Genomic DNA, 13,674 nt, shown 5'->3' on the forward strand with positions numbered 1-13,674 from the left:
ATATCATTTACGAATAAAAACCCACTTTGGGTATGGTCGAATCAAGATCAACTCCATATGATAAAACCATCACCTTATGAAAAAAAATTTTCAAAGCAACATATAACTACTACAGATAAAAGGGTGAATTAAACAGCCGATACCTATGCCCTACAGTAATGAGCGTATCGGACCGCTACCCAGCTCATGCTTATTCGATGGTTGAGTGAGAGAAGGGGAATAAATCAAGGAGCAACACATGTCACCCACAACCGCGGCAGAAGCCCGAAAACATAATTTTGCTTACATTATTCGAATTTGTTGTATCGCAGCCCTAGGGGGAATTTTATTAGGTTACGATACCGCTGTTATTTCAGGCGCTATTGGTCCTATCAGAGAGCACTTTGGCTTAACCCCAGCACAAACCGGTTGGGCTGTATCAAGTGTTGTTCTAGGTAGTATTATCGGTGCCGTCAGCGCCGGTTGGTCCGCTCTAAAATACGGACGTCGTAAAACCCTCTTCATTGCCGCTATCCTCTTCATGATCTCCGCCATCGGTTCTGCGCTGGCAACCACCTTTACTTTCTACGTTATGCTCCGCATCGTTGGTGGTGTGGCTGTGGGCTTGGCCTGTGTGGTTTCGCCAATGTACATGTCGGAAGTGGCACCGAAAGACTTCCGTGGGCGTGCCGTGAGTATGTTCCAGCAATCTGCTGTTGTCGGCCAAACTGGTGTTTTCTATGTTAACTACCTGATTGCAAAAGGTATGAGTGAAACATGGTTGGTTGATATGGGCTGGCGTTGGATGCTGGGTTCTGAAATTATTCCTGCTGCGCTGTTTGCCGGTCTATTGTTCCTTATCCCTGAGTCACCACGTTGGTTGGTACTAAAAGGCAAACTTTCTGAAGCCAAAGATACCCTATCGCGCATCTCTAATCCGAAACATGCTGACCAGCTGATCGGCGAGATCCAGAGTTCACTGGCTGACTCCAATCAACCAGGCAAAAAACAAGTTAGCCTGCGTTCACCACTGCTGTTCGCTATTTTGGTGATCGGTACCTTCGTTGCCGCAGCCCAGCAGCTGACCGGTATCAACGTCATCATGTACTACACGCCGGAAATCCTACGCCCAATCACAGGCAGCACAGAGAATGCACTGTTCCAGACCACATTCGTCGGCATCGTGTTCATCCTGGGTAATGCACTGGGTATGTACCTGATTGATAAAGTTGGCCGTCTACCACTGATGAAATACGGTACTTTCGGCTGTGCCGTTGGTATGACAGTAGTTGGCTTCGTCCTCTACACAGGCACTGAAGGCTACGCTGCCCTATTCGCTCTGTGTCTATACGTTGTTTCGTACGCAACTTCTTGGGGCTGTGCTTGCTGGACTATGATTTCTGAAATCTTCCCGAACAGCATCCGCTCCCGTGCGATGGCTATCGCGGTAGGTGCGCAATGGTTCACCGGCTTCCTAGTGACCCAGTCGTTCCCAATGCTGAACGAAAATGCCTTCCTGAAAGAGAACTTCAACGGCGCATTCAGCTTCTGGTTGTTCGCTGCCCTGTCGCTAATCTGTATGTTTGTGGTCGTGAAATATGTACCAGAAACCAAAGGCGTCAGCTTGGAGAAAATGGAAGAGGCTATGGCGAAGAAACTTGGCAAGAAAGTACCGGCTACAGCTGCTACTGAAGCTGAGGCTAGCGCTTAATCCATTGACTCTATCGAATTCCAATTGCTCCACATTTGGATGACAAACAGGCTTACCGAGAGGTAAGCCTGTTTTTTTATTGTTAGGACATTAGCTTTGCAGCATAGATTGAATATCCGGCGCTTTGTTTAGACACGCTTTGACCAACTCTGACAGTTGCGGCGCAAGCCCTTCGCGCTTGTAATACATATAGAGCGGCAAGACCAAGTTCACTTCATCTATTGACACACAGACACAGTTATCCTGAGCAATAAACTTGATGCACTTGGGAGCAATGGAGATCCCCAATCCCGAAGAGACAGAGGTCACCAAATGGCGCATATTATCCGGATGACAGGTGATATTGGGTGAGAAGCCATTTTCCTGGCAAAGCAGCAAGACATGCTCATACATCTCGGTCCACTCGTTGGGCCTGAACAAGATAAAACGTTCGTTCCGAAGCTCGCTCAGGGCCAGGGCCTTGCGAGCAGCCAGCGGGTGGTTGAGCGGCAAAATCGCCATAAGCCGGTCGGAGTAGATCTTCTCGACCATAAACTGGTTGCCATCCAACTTGGGCTGGCGGCGGGAAAATGCGATATCGATCTTGTTCTCGGTTAATGCCTGGTACTGCTCATCAGCCGCCATCTCGAAAAGGTTGGCGTGGGTGTTGGGGTTGGTCGCCATGAAGTTGCTCAGCAGCGTCGGCAAAAAGAACGAGCAGGCCGTCGCCAGATAACCGATATTGATCTGGCATTCCCCTAGCTCGGTAGACTGTCCCACCAGCGACTTTACCCGCTGGTCATTGGCAATAATATTCAGCGCTTCAGGCAGCAGTACTTCCCCCGCTTGAGTCATTTCAACCTGATGGGTCGTCCGTTGAAACAGCTTCACACCCAGTTCATTTTCCAGCTCGGACACATGACGCGACACCGTCGGCTGCACTGTATGCAGCTCCCGCGCTGCAGCGGAAAAATTCTTCAATTTCGCCACGGTTATGAAAGTTCTGAGTGTTTTTATATCCATCCGACTGCCCATTCGCCATTTGTATTATTGTTATACATTAATATCATTTCCATGGGTTGATAAGGGTCTCTATAGTGAAACGTGTATCAGGTCTCATGCTTTTTACCCGCATGGTTACTTGCACCAAAACAACTACAAAAGGGATGAGACATCTCAACGTTGCCTTATAACACCTTTGCCCTATCACAATAGGAACCTACAAATATGGATATCGATATTCTTGTCGTACTCGTGTACTTCATCTTTTTGATGAGCCTCGGCTGGGTCTTCCGCTCAGCAGCCGCCAATACCAGTGAATACTTCCGCGGGGGCGGCCGGATGCTATGGTGGATGGTTGGCTCCAGTGCATTCATGATGGCACTGAGTGCCATGACCTTTACCGGCCTGATGGGCAAAGCGCTAACTAGCGGCATGTCAGTGGGTGTGGTCTTTATTGCCAACGCCCTCGGCTACTTCTGTAACTACCTCTTCTTTGCCGCCAAAGCTCGCCAAATGCGTGTGATCAGCCCACTGCAAGGTGTCAGACTTCGTTTGGGTAAAGTGAACGAGCAGGTTTTCACCTGGGCCAACGTGCCACTTAGCGTCCTGCAGGCAGCTATCTGGCTAAACGGTCTTGCTGTCTTTACCAGTGCCGTTGTCGGCGTACCACTTGAGCAAACCATCATTGGGGCTGGCCTAGTTGTTCTTTTCATGTCGCTAGTCGGTGGTAGTTGGGCGGTTATCGCTTCGGACTTCATGCAGATGATCATCATTACCGTGATGACTTTCGTGGCTGCCATGGTGGCGATTTGGAAATCGGGCGGTGTCGGTAACCTAATGGAAGTTGGCCTACCAACCCAGCAGCTTATCGGTGACGGCTACAGCTACACCCACCTATTTGTTGGTTGGTTTATCTGTATCTTCATCAAACAGTTCTTCAGCACCAACAACATGGTTGACTCTTACCGCTTCATTGCCTCGAAAGATACCAAGAACGCCCGCAAAGCAGCCCTTCTTGCCTGCTCACTGATGATCCTTGGTCCTATGATCTGGTTCCTGCCTGCATGGTTTGTTGCCGGTAACTACCCAGATGTGGCGACTTGGGGCTTGGAAGGTCTGGGCGACAAGGTAGCCGATGCGACTTACTACATCTTTGTCAGCCGTGAAATGCCCGTTGGTATGGTTGGCCTAATGCTGGCGGCCATGTTCGCAGCCACTATGTCTTCAATGGACTCTGCCCTGAACCGTAACGCCGGTATCATCCTAAAAAGTGTTTACGAACCTTACTTCTGTAAAGACTTCTCTGAAAAACACCTGATGATGGCCAGTAAGATCCTCACTGCGGTATTCGGTGTGGTGATCATCGTAACCGGCCTGTTCCTAACTTCGCTTAAAGAGTTTGGCCTGTTTGACCTGATGATGTTGGTCGGTACGCTGGTTGGCTTCCCGGTACTGATTCCTTCCATCATGTGTTTCTTCATCCGTAAAACACCTGACTGGGCTGGCTGGGGCACAATCCTTGTCGGTATGGGCGTGTCAGCCATCATCGCCTTCGGTATCACCCCGCAAACCATTGAAGCGGTTCTGGGCCTAGATGCACCAATCAGTGCCCGTGAGTTTGCCGAAATGAAGTCTGTCACTCTGGGTGTTATCGGCCATATGTCTATTACCCTGCCGTTCTTTGTCCTATCGCGCTTCTTCTACAAAGAGCCATCTCCGGAGCGTGCAGCGGAAATCAACAAGTTCTTCAACAACATCGATACTGAAGTGGTGGTTGAAGATACAGAAGCGAGCATTCGCATGGATAACAAACAACACGATATGCTGGGCAAGATGCTGCTAACTGCAGCGGTATTCCTCGCCTCGCTGGCCCTAGTGCCTAACCCATTGTGGGGCCGTGCGCTGTTTGTTGTGGTTGCCTCGATTGTCGGCTTTATCGGCTTCCTACTGCTGCGCTCCAAGCGCAAGCTGAGTGAAGTAACCAGTGCCGAGTTGGCAACCAACTAAGCGATTTACCAAAGTATATTTTTAATAAATAGCATTTTGAACAACCAGTTATTTTGAACTACCAGAGATAGGAGCACCTTGCTCCTATCTCTTTTCGGGAGACAATCATGTCAGTACAAAAACGTTTTGGGGGCGAACTCAGCGAAGAAGAATTCAAAAAATTCACGCTCTATACCACCCAAAGCAACAACTTCGAGGATGACAATACCCGCGCCCAAATCCTCGGATTCCAAAACGAAGGGGTCCGCATTGCCCCAGGCGCTATCGTCCGCATCGGCGACAACCAGATTGCCAAAAACAGTTATGTCGGCCTATACAGCTACATCAACGGCGACGTCTCCATCGGCGAGAATGTGTTGATTGGCCCTCACGTTTCTATCGTGGCATCTAACCATCTGTTCGACCCGACTACCGGTCACTTCAGCGACCGCAGCTGCCTGGAAAAAGGCAAAGTTGTTATCGAAGACGGCGTGTGGCTGACATCCGGTGTCGTGATCACACCCGGGGTTACCGTGGGCAAAGCGGCCTTGGTCTGCGCCAATGCAGTCGTTACCTGCAATGTTGCCCCGCATGCGATAGTGGCAGGCTCACCTGCCAAGCAGATCGGGGAGATCAACCCGCAAAGCGGCGAATATATTTGGTATAACAAGGAGGTGTAATATGTTGTCTCTACGCCGAACCCATGACTTCCAGAAATTTGTGACCCCGGAGCAAAACAAACCAGCTCGGGTTAACCCACCGAGTTTCAACTGGCCACAGTCGGACTACCAAGACACCTACAGCATCGAACTGGAGCATGTCGAAAAACAACTACAGTGGCGCTGGGAAAATGTCAGCTCGCCATTTCGTCTGCCATTTCTACTCTCTTCAGGACAATACCGCTGGCGGGTACAAGACACCGACAACAACACCTCGCAGTGGATGACGTTTGCCATTGACAGCCAAACTGAGAAATACCTGCCGCCAAGCGCCAAGGAGCTGTTCAAGCTATGCAGCGAACACCAACAGTTCTTGATGTATTTTGACCAGGATATCCCGAACGTTCGTGACTTTTCAGCACAGTCTTATCAGAAGTTCAAAAACACAGCGAAGCTAGTAGATATTGATGCTATCAGCTACCCGACGCATTACCGCCGAGGGCAGGAAGAAGGCAAACGCACCGCTATTGCTAACGTGCGCAACTGGATTGACCGCGACCTGATGGCCCTAACCCTGCTCTACAAAATCTGGGACGAGAAAGAAAGCGGCGAGTTAGCCGTACAACTGATGCTACGACTGGCAGAATGGAGTCCGGAAGGCCCGGCTTCACTTTTGCGCCCTTGCACCTGGGGCGACGAGGTCGGCCTATCCCTAGCCCGTAACCTGTATCTCGCCTATCACTGGCTTGCACCGCTGCTAACCGACAGCGAAAAAGACTTTATCAGGCCAATGCTGGTTCGTATCGCCTATCAAATGGAACAACGCCTAGAGCAAGATCAGTTCAAGCAGTTCCCGGGCCATTCACACACTTCCCGTTTGCCTGCTTACCTTGGGATTGCAGCACTGGCACTCCATAAAGAATATGATGAGCAGGTGTGCGAGCGCTGGCTCAATTACGCCCTGATGATCTACCAGAGTGTATTGCCATTTTATGGCGGCGCAGACGGCAGCTGGGCGGAAGGGCCATTCTACTCATCGTCTTACAGCAAGTGGCACCACCCTTTTTTCCTTTCGGTTGAACGGCTAAGCGGGTTCTCTTTCTATGACCACCCGTTTTACAAAAACTACTGCCAGTTTGCGATGGACTTTGTGGCACCCGAGCAAGACATCCACCCGTTCGGTGATGGTTTCTGGTGCAAGCGTGATGGCCGCGAGTGGCCGGGCTTTTTTGCCCAGAACCCATTGCGGATCTACGCCGAGCGTTTCGGTGACGAACATGCCCGCGCAACTTGCCAGCAGCTAGAGGCAAAAATCGATGTGTTCCACCTGCACTTGCTTGATGTCGTCCCTACAGTTAAGCAATTGGCTTTTGCTGAGAATAAAGACTCAGCAAATACATCTCCGGTAAAAGGCATAGAAAACGTAGACTTAAATAACGAAGAAACGCTATATAGCCAATACTATGGCTTTGCCGGGCTTGGCAAAATGCAGACTAATGAACTGGTGCTATACTACCGGGCCAGCCAATTTGGCAATAGCTCCCACCGCCATGCGGATCAGGGAAATATCGCCTTGTTTGATAATGGCGAAAGCATCCTGACACCAAGCGGCAGCTACGGATATCGTTTTGGCAGTGGCCACCACAGCCAATGGACCCGCACCACACAGGCCCATAACTTGCCACTATTTGGCGGTAAAGAAAAAGGGAATGGCCAAATCCTTGATAACGAAGCAGCGATTGCAAAAGTACTGCGCCACGAGCAAGGCATGGGTTGGCGTTTGGTTCAGCTCGAACTGGCACTAGCCTACGAGGATACCCGTCGATACACCCGTACCTTAGTGATGGTGGATGGCAAAGGACTACTTATCTGCGATCAAATCTCGCTGCATGAGGCGCAAGCTGTCCGGTGGCGGTTGCACTCCCCGCTTGATGTATTCGCTGATGGCCAGCACGTTAACCTCGCAGGACTACACTGTAATTATCAAGTTAGCTTGCCAAGTCATGACCAAATCAACCCGCAATTATCCTTCGGTTATGACAATGACACTTCCCACGATGAAGAAGTGATCTCCGATGCCAGCGAGCACATGTTCCACCTAGAGTGGGCCTTGCCACAGCAACAAGAGCACCTGATTGTCTCTTGTTGCGAGAAACAGCCTATCGACCACCAGCTCGGTAGCAATCAGAAACTGGCTATCTTTACCGGCGCAGACACCATCATCATCGACTTCAAAAATGACAGTGTGGATATCCAACAAACTGAGGAGAAAATCGCTGTAGGCTAAGTGCTGAGAGCTCCCAAACCTAACAGTAACCCCACCGAATTTTCATCCGGTGGGGTTATTGCTATATTGCCGTTCTAGTTTTCTTACTGCCTGAATCTTATGCGGCCTTTCATTTTATCGATACTCCCCTCGCGCAACCTTGGGAAATCCCTTGGCATAAGCCTTGCGGTATTGCTCCTTTCCGGCTGCGAAATGAGAAACCAGTTTGAACTGGCCGCCGAGGCCGACCCACAGAAGCTGATAGCTATTACCCACTACGGCACTACCGTAACTAATAGCGCGGGGGGAACAGGCTTTCGGGTTTACCTGCGCAACAGCTCACCGAGAGAAATCCAGTCGATGACTTTTCATGTCAGCGCCTATGACAAGCAAGGGGCTTTAGTGGGAGGCGTAATACAAACTGATGAGCAGAGCGGCGACCTGAGTAAAAAGCACAGTGGTTTGAAGGCTTTGCACTTTAACCAAACCTTGAAACCGGGTGGAGGAGCACATCCTCTGTGGCCAAGCACATGGGTACAAAAGACAACAGAACAACTACCTGTCGTGTGCGCAGTGATTGATTCGGCGGAGATTGCCTACACGGACGGTACAAGGGCGGTCATTCCCAAACAGGCACTGGATACCATGACTTACAACCCCAAATGCCTGAGCCTTGCTGGCGCTGAATTCAATTTCGGCACCAATCAATAAGGAAGAGAAGGATTGGCAAAGAATTAGGCCGTTTATGTCGAGATAGAATTACTTGTAGCAAGAGTTGTTGTCACAGCGGGAGCGACGGATAAACAGCCTAGATATTTGCTGGCGATGTTTGGCAAAGAACAAATAAGCCCTATCCACAAATGGTTTGATCCACCACCAACGCAGAAAAGCCACCCGCCACTCTTTGCCAACCAAACGCCAGGCATGATAAGTAACATCAAGGCCGTACAAGGGTTGGCCCTCTAGATCTCCATGCAGGATTTGCATCGCAGCATCCGGATCTACCTCAGGAAAACGCTCAGTAAAATCATCTTGATGGATATCTTCAAGCTGAATGGCGTTGCTTGAGTCATAACGCTTGAGGGCATCCATCTCCTGTGCGCACAATGGGCAAGCACCATCATAGAAAATAGTCAGCATCATCAATCCTCCATTACGATACTAAGCATACGAAGCTTATCGCTAATAAGATTAGCCAAGATACTGATATTTCCTCATGTTACCAAAGTAACACCCTAATCTATTGTGATTATTGCGCACCCCGTAATGACGGCGGCCACTACGACAACAAGTGCTGATTTCTTCATCTTAATTACCTCTGGGTAGTTTTCTGCCATCAAAATTAACGGCCGTGATACTAGCAACCAGAGCAGTTATGGTGGTGGTCATTAAACGACAATTACTTTTTTGACAATCAACCTACCAACATCGCACTTTTCGTGAAGCAGAAGCTAACACCAACAAGCAAACGATTGCCAAGCGGAAAAATGATACCTACAATGCATGCGCCTTTCTCACAATTGTCCACTGAGCATAATGAAAACTACAATTTCTATCATCACAACCGCCTTGCTACTTGCCGGTTGTTCTACTGCCGTCCAACCTGATTACAATGCCAGTCTGATCATCACCAATGGCCAGGTACTGACTATCAACGAACAGAAAGACGTCATCGAAAATGGTGTTATCGTCATTGAAAATGACACCATTGTCGCTGTTGGTGACGAGAGCCTGCTCAGCCGTTACCAAGCACCAAAAGTGATTGATGCCGAGGAGGGTATTGTCATGCCGGGTATGATCAATACCCATAACCACTTGCCTATGATTGCCTTCCGCGGCCTAGGCGAGGAAGGTATTGAGAACCGCCTGTTTGCCTACTTCTTCCCGCTGGAAAAAGAGAAGCTCAGCCGTGATTTGATTTATCAGGCAACTAAGCTCGGCGCAGTCGATCTCGCCCAGAGCGGTGTAACTACCTATGCCGACATGTATTACCATGTTGATGATATGGCCCGTGCAACCAAGGAAGTCGGCCTGCGTGCGGTACTCGGTGAAACCGTGATTAAGTTCCCAGTAGTTGATGCGCCGGAGCCATACGGCGGTATTGATTATGCCACCCAGTTTATCGAGCAATACCAGAACGATCCGCTGATCACCCCAGCTTTCGCGCCGCATGCTGTATATACCGTTTCTAAAGAGAAACTGCAGGAAATCAACCGCCTGTCAGCCAAGCTGGATGCGCCAGTACTGATCCATGTTGCCGAATTTGGCAATGAGGCAGAGCGAATCGAAGGCAATGACCAACTCCTGAGCCCTGTGGCATGGCTAAAAGAAATCGGTGTCCTCGATAACCGCATGGTGCTGGCCCACGGTATCCATCTTGATCAGAATGACATCGACCTCATCAAACAAGCTGATGCCAGTGTGGCACACAACCCAATGGCCAATGCCAAGGGAGCAACCGGGATCGCCCCGGCATGGGAAATGTACCGCCAAGGGCTGCGTTTGGGGCTAGGCACTGACGGGCCGATGAGTTCAAACCAAGTCGATCTGTGGCGTACCTTGAGCTACACCGCCAACATGCAGCGCCTCAAGCATAACGACCGTACCATCATGATCCCGGAGCAAGTGATTGAGTTATCCACTATCGGTGGTGCAAGGGCGCTCCACATGGAAGATAAAATCGGTTCGCTGGAAGTGGGCAAGAAAGCCGATATCATCATAGTCGAGACCCAATCGCCGAATATGATGCCAAATTACAACCCATACGCGACACTGGTGTACCAGGCCAACCCGGGCAATGTCAGCACCACCATCGTCAATGGCGACATCGTAATGGAGCAGCGGGAAATCAAAAACATCGATATGGATGAGATGCAGCAAGCTGTGCGGACAATTGAAGCCGATATTGCCGAGTTTGCCAAAGAACTGTCAAAAAAGGCGATCAAATCCAAGAGCTTGATGCAGTAAATAATGCTGCAATAGTGACTGCATTAATTTGTTCGAAAACGATATCGAGCAGGGTGAGGCGTACCTCGCCCTGCTAATAAACAGTAAACCTCATAGCAAGGTTTAATTCTCTGCCCCTGTATTAATAATCCCCTTGCTCTGCCTGGTTGCAAAGGTCATTATCACCAAACCGAATATACTCGCTACCAAGGCTGCCAATACTATACCCAGCTTATAATGCCCTCCCTCCAAGCCAGAAAGCTCACCAATAAAAAGCGACAGCGTTAAGCCAATACTGCAAAAAATAGACATGGCAAAGACCATTAGCATATTTGTCGCTTCCGGCAATTCAAACAGCTTGAATTTAACCCCCAGCCACACCGTCCCAAATACACCAAGAGGCTTTCCAACCAGCATCGCAATGGCGACATAGGCTGCAATAGGCTCTATTAAGCCGGCAGAACTAAACGCACCAGAGAGCGATACGCCTGCGTTAGAAATAGCAAATACAGGCAGCACCAGCAGGGTAACAACCCACTGCAAGATCGATTCTGTCTTGTGGTCAATGGCACACCCACTTTGGCTCAACGCAATCCCAATCACCACTCCGGCAAGCACAGGATGAATACCGGCTTGCAGTAATGCAAACCATAAGGCTGCGCCTAGCGCCACATACAGGAGCGCACTTTGTACCTGGCGGTAGGACAGTATGAATATCAAAGTGGTCATCAATAAAGACAGCCCAACATAGACCATCTCGACGGTAGCGGTATAAAACAACGCAATGGTGATAATCGCTAGCACATCATCAAAAATAGCGACAGCAAGCAGGAACATTTTGAGGCTTACAGGCACGCGGCTACATAATGACAGCAACCCAAGCGCCAGTGCGATATCTGTTGCGGTGACAATAGCCCAACCATTAGCAAGTGGTGAGGTAACTCCACCCACCAAAAACAGATAGATCACCGCAGGGCAAAGAAATCCCATGCATGCCGAAGCAAAGGGCAACAAAATTGCTCGAAGCGTACTAAATGCCCCACTCTTTGCCTCATTACTCAATTCGAGACCGACCATCAAGAAGAAAAACACCATCAGAAAGTCATTAACAAAAAGCTGCCACGAAACATTCTCGGTGAGGGGGAAGTTTTTAAATGCCGTATATGACGGTAAGTGAAGCGTTGCCCAAGCAAAGGCCAATAGGCAGGATGTGATCAAGAGCAGGCCGCCAAACCGCTCCTTGGAAATAGCAAAAGGTAATTTTACGCCCAAAGATTGAACCATAGCCTGCCCTCCTTAAGGCTAAACCCACAAGGCGAAGAAACCGATCTTACCTATCCAACTTAGCTCAGCCCGAGCGGTGAAACAGCGCCGTAGATCAGCTTTTACCAATCACGCTGTAAAAACACTTATTTATTAGTGTAATAGAGCAATAAACAGCCCTTACTCCCCATTCGCATATAAATAAAATATATATGTACTAATTTCTCAACTCAGATAAATTATTCGGCAGAACATTGAGAGTTATCGCTAGGAGCAAAAGCACATGGAACCTAAATTGATGAAAGCCGTTGTTACTGTTGGACAAGGCGGCTACGAGCAGCTGGTTTATAAAGATGTGCCCCTACCCACCCCAGGCAATGGCGAGGTTCTGGTAAAAATTCATGCCGCTGGTATGAACAATACCGAAATCAACACCCGCCTTGGCTGGTACTCATCTTCCGTCACCGACTCAACCAACGACACGTCAGGTGAAGCCGGTGCTGATCAGGAGCAAAAGAGTGATGGCGGATGGAATGAATCAACCCCTTTCCCACTGATCCAAGGTACTGACTGCTGCGGCACCGTCGTATCAACCGATAATGGCAGCCAGCACCTCGTCGGCAAGCGTGTGATCCTTCGCCCATGCCAAAGGGGAGAAGGGTTTGACAATGTCTGGCTAGGCTCAGACTTTGACGGCGCCTTTGCCCAATATATCAAGGTCAAAGCTGAGCATGCCTTTGCCATTGATAGCGATTGGAGCGATGCCGAATTGGCGACAATCCCTTGCGCCTATGGCACGGCAGAGAACATGCTCCACCGCGCTAGCTTAACGACCGGTGAAACCGTGTTGATCGCCGGCGCATCCGGCGGGGTAGGCTCTGCCGCTATCCAACTAGCCAAACGACGCGGTGCGAAAGTCATCGCTATTGCCAGTCGCGATAAGCACCCACAGTTGGAAGTGCTGGGTGTCGATCAGCTTCTAGATCGCAATGACGACCTTATTAGCTTGTTGGGAGAAAACAGTGTCGATTTAGTGGTCGATAACGTGGCGGGCAAGCAATTTCCAACCATGCTCAAAGTGTTGAAGCGCGGCGGCCGACTGGTTTCCTCAGGTGCCATTGCCGGTCCTGTCGTTGATTTAGATATGCGTGATATGTACCTAAAGGACATCACCCTTATCGGTACAACTGCGTGGGATGCCCCGGTATTCCCGAACTTGGTCAGTTATATCGAGAAAGGAGAAATCAAACCGCTGCTTGCCAAAACGTATCCACTCGAAGACATTGCAACCGCCCAGCAAGAATTTCTCGAGAAGAAACATGTCGGCAATTTTGTGTTGATGCCTGAGCAGGGTTAATTCAAAAATTACCCTCTAAGTTCAGGGTTACTCCCCAAAATATCAAAGGCCACCTCATGCAGACAGACAGCAAGAAGTGGCCTTATCATTCAATCAATTGTGCTCATTCACGTTGACGGATGCTCCATTGAAACGTCCTCTTTAGGCGATTGCAATGAAGCCTCGTACTTCCCGCGCAAGGTTACGGTCATCCAGCCATAGCCAAGGCCGACCACGCAATATACTAGCTCTGTGACTGTCGCCGTAGCGAAGGTTGCGCCTGGTACATAAGACATAAAGCCAAAGAAAATACCGGCCCCGACAAACAATGCAGGCACAAAGTCAAACGGAGGGATACGCTCAAGGCAAATACACGGAATGACCACGACAAAGACCGCGATAGGGAAAGCAAAGAAACCCAATCCACTCAACGCTCCCCCTAACAGCATGATAGCTACAGAGGCCACGATACCTGCCGCATAGTTACAGAAAACTTTCTTCCCGCCTTCGACATTACAACCCGCCATGAAATACATCGCCCAAGAAA

11 protein-coding genes are annotated in these 13,674 nt (G+C 49.6%); 7 read left to right on the forward strand and 4 right to left on the reverse strand.

All coding sequences use genetic code 11. From position 1 onward, the window contains the following. Positions 1 to 238: 238 nt before the first annotated feature. Entirely contained in the window at positions 239 to 1,690 is a 1,452-nt protein-coding gene (locus BIZ37_RS26255) for a sugar porter family MFS transporter (RefSeq protein ID WP_187464030.1), read from the forward strand. A 90-nt stretch (positions 1,691 to 1,780) separates the two neighbouring features. On the opposite strand, the gene BIZ37_RS26260 is transcribed toward BIZ37_RS26255, so the two are convergent. Next, a complete protein-coding gene (locus BIZ37_RS26260) occupies positions 1,781 to 2,692 on the reverse strand; it encodes a LysR family transcriptional regulator (RefSeq protein ID WP_187464031.1) in 912 nt (303 codons plus the stop codon). 204 nt (positions 2,693 to 2,896) lie between these two features. Here BIZ37_RS26260 and BIZ37_RS26265 point away from each other — a divergent pair, with 204 nt between their 5' ends. The 4 genes from BIZ37_RS26265 (at position 2,897) to BIZ37_RS26280 (ending at position 8,293) form a co-directional block, all read left to right on the forward strand. After that, complete coding sequence (locus BIZ37_RS26265; protein WP_187464032.1) at positions 2,897 to 4,678, forward strand: transporter; 1,782 nt, start codon at positions 2,897 to 2,899, stop codon at positions 4,676 to 4,678. A 107-nt stretch (positions 4,679 to 4,785) separates the two neighbouring features. Next, positions 4,786 to 5,337 carry an acyltransferase gene (locus BIZ37_RS26270; RefSeq protein ID WP_187464033.1) on the forward strand — a complete coding sequence of 184 codons (552 nt, stop codon included), beginning with the start codon at positions 4,786 to 4,788 and terminating at the stop codon, positions 5,335 to 5,337. Between the two features lies 1 nt (position 5,338). Next, positions 5,339 to 7,603 (forward strand): heparinase II/III family protein, encoded by a 2,265-nt coding sequence (locus tag BIZ37_RS26275; RefSeq protein WP_187464034.1) that lies wholly within the window; start codon positions 5,339 to 5,341, stop codon positions 7,601 to 7,603. 192 nt (positions 7,604 to 7,795) lie between these two features. After that, complete coding sequence (locus BIZ37_RS26280; RefSeq protein WP_187464035.1) at positions 7,796 to 8,293, forward strand: hypothetical protein; 498 nt, start codon at positions 7,796 to 7,798, stop codon at positions 8,291 to 8,293. A 48-nt stretch (positions 8,294 to 8,341) separates the two neighbouring features. Here BIZ37_RS26280 and BIZ37_RS26285 read toward each other — a convergent pair whose 3' ends face one another. Further along, positions 8,342 to 8,728, reverse strand: coding sequence for a thiol-disulfide oxidoreductase DCC family protein (locus tag BIZ37_RS26285; RefSeq protein WP_187464036.1), 387 nt, complete (start codon positions 8,726 to 8,728; stop codon positions 8,342 to 8,344). Between the two features lie 387 nt (positions 8,729 to 9,115). On the opposite strand from BIZ37_RS26285, the gene BIZ37_RS26290 reads away from it, so the two are divergent. Next, positions 9,116 to 10,549, forward strand: a complete 1,434-nt coding sequence (locus BIZ37_RS26290; RefSeq protein ID WP_187464039.1) for an amidohydrolase — start codon at positions 9,116 to 9,118, stop codon at positions 10,547 to 10,549. Positions 10,550 to 10,651: 102 nt separating this feature from the next. Here the strand turns inward: BIZ37_RS26290 and BIZ37_RS26295 are convergent, their stop codons facing one another. Beyond that, on the reverse strand, positions 10,652 to 11,812 hold the full coding sequence (locus BIZ37_RS26295; protein ID WP_187464037.1) for a Na+/H+ antiporter NhaA: 1,161 nt from the start codon (positions 11,810 to 11,812) through the stop codon (positions 10,652 to 10,654). 262 nt (positions 11,813 to 12,074) lie between these two features. On the opposite strand from BIZ37_RS26295, the gene BIZ37_RS26300 reads away from it, so the two are divergent. Further along, a complete protein-coding gene (locus BIZ37_RS26300) occupies positions 12,075 to 13,148 on the forward strand; it encodes an alcohol dehydrogenase family protein (protein ID WP_222939840.1) in 1,074 nt (357 codons plus the stop codon). A gap of 107 nt (positions 13,149 to 13,255) precedes the next feature. Here BIZ37_RS26300 and BIZ37_RS26305 read toward each other — a convergent pair. Further along, a partial coding sequence (locus tag BIZ37_RS26305; RefSeq protein WP_187464038.1) for a DUF1097 domain-containing protein occupies positions 13,256 to 13,674 on the reverse strand: 419 nt, incomplete at its 5' end.

Source organism: Photobacterium sp. BZF1 (assembly GCF_014349205.1).
In the GTDB taxonomy this organism is placed as follows: domain Bacteria; phylum Pseudomonadota; class Gammaproteobacteria; order Enterobacterales; family Vibrionaceae; genus Photobacterium.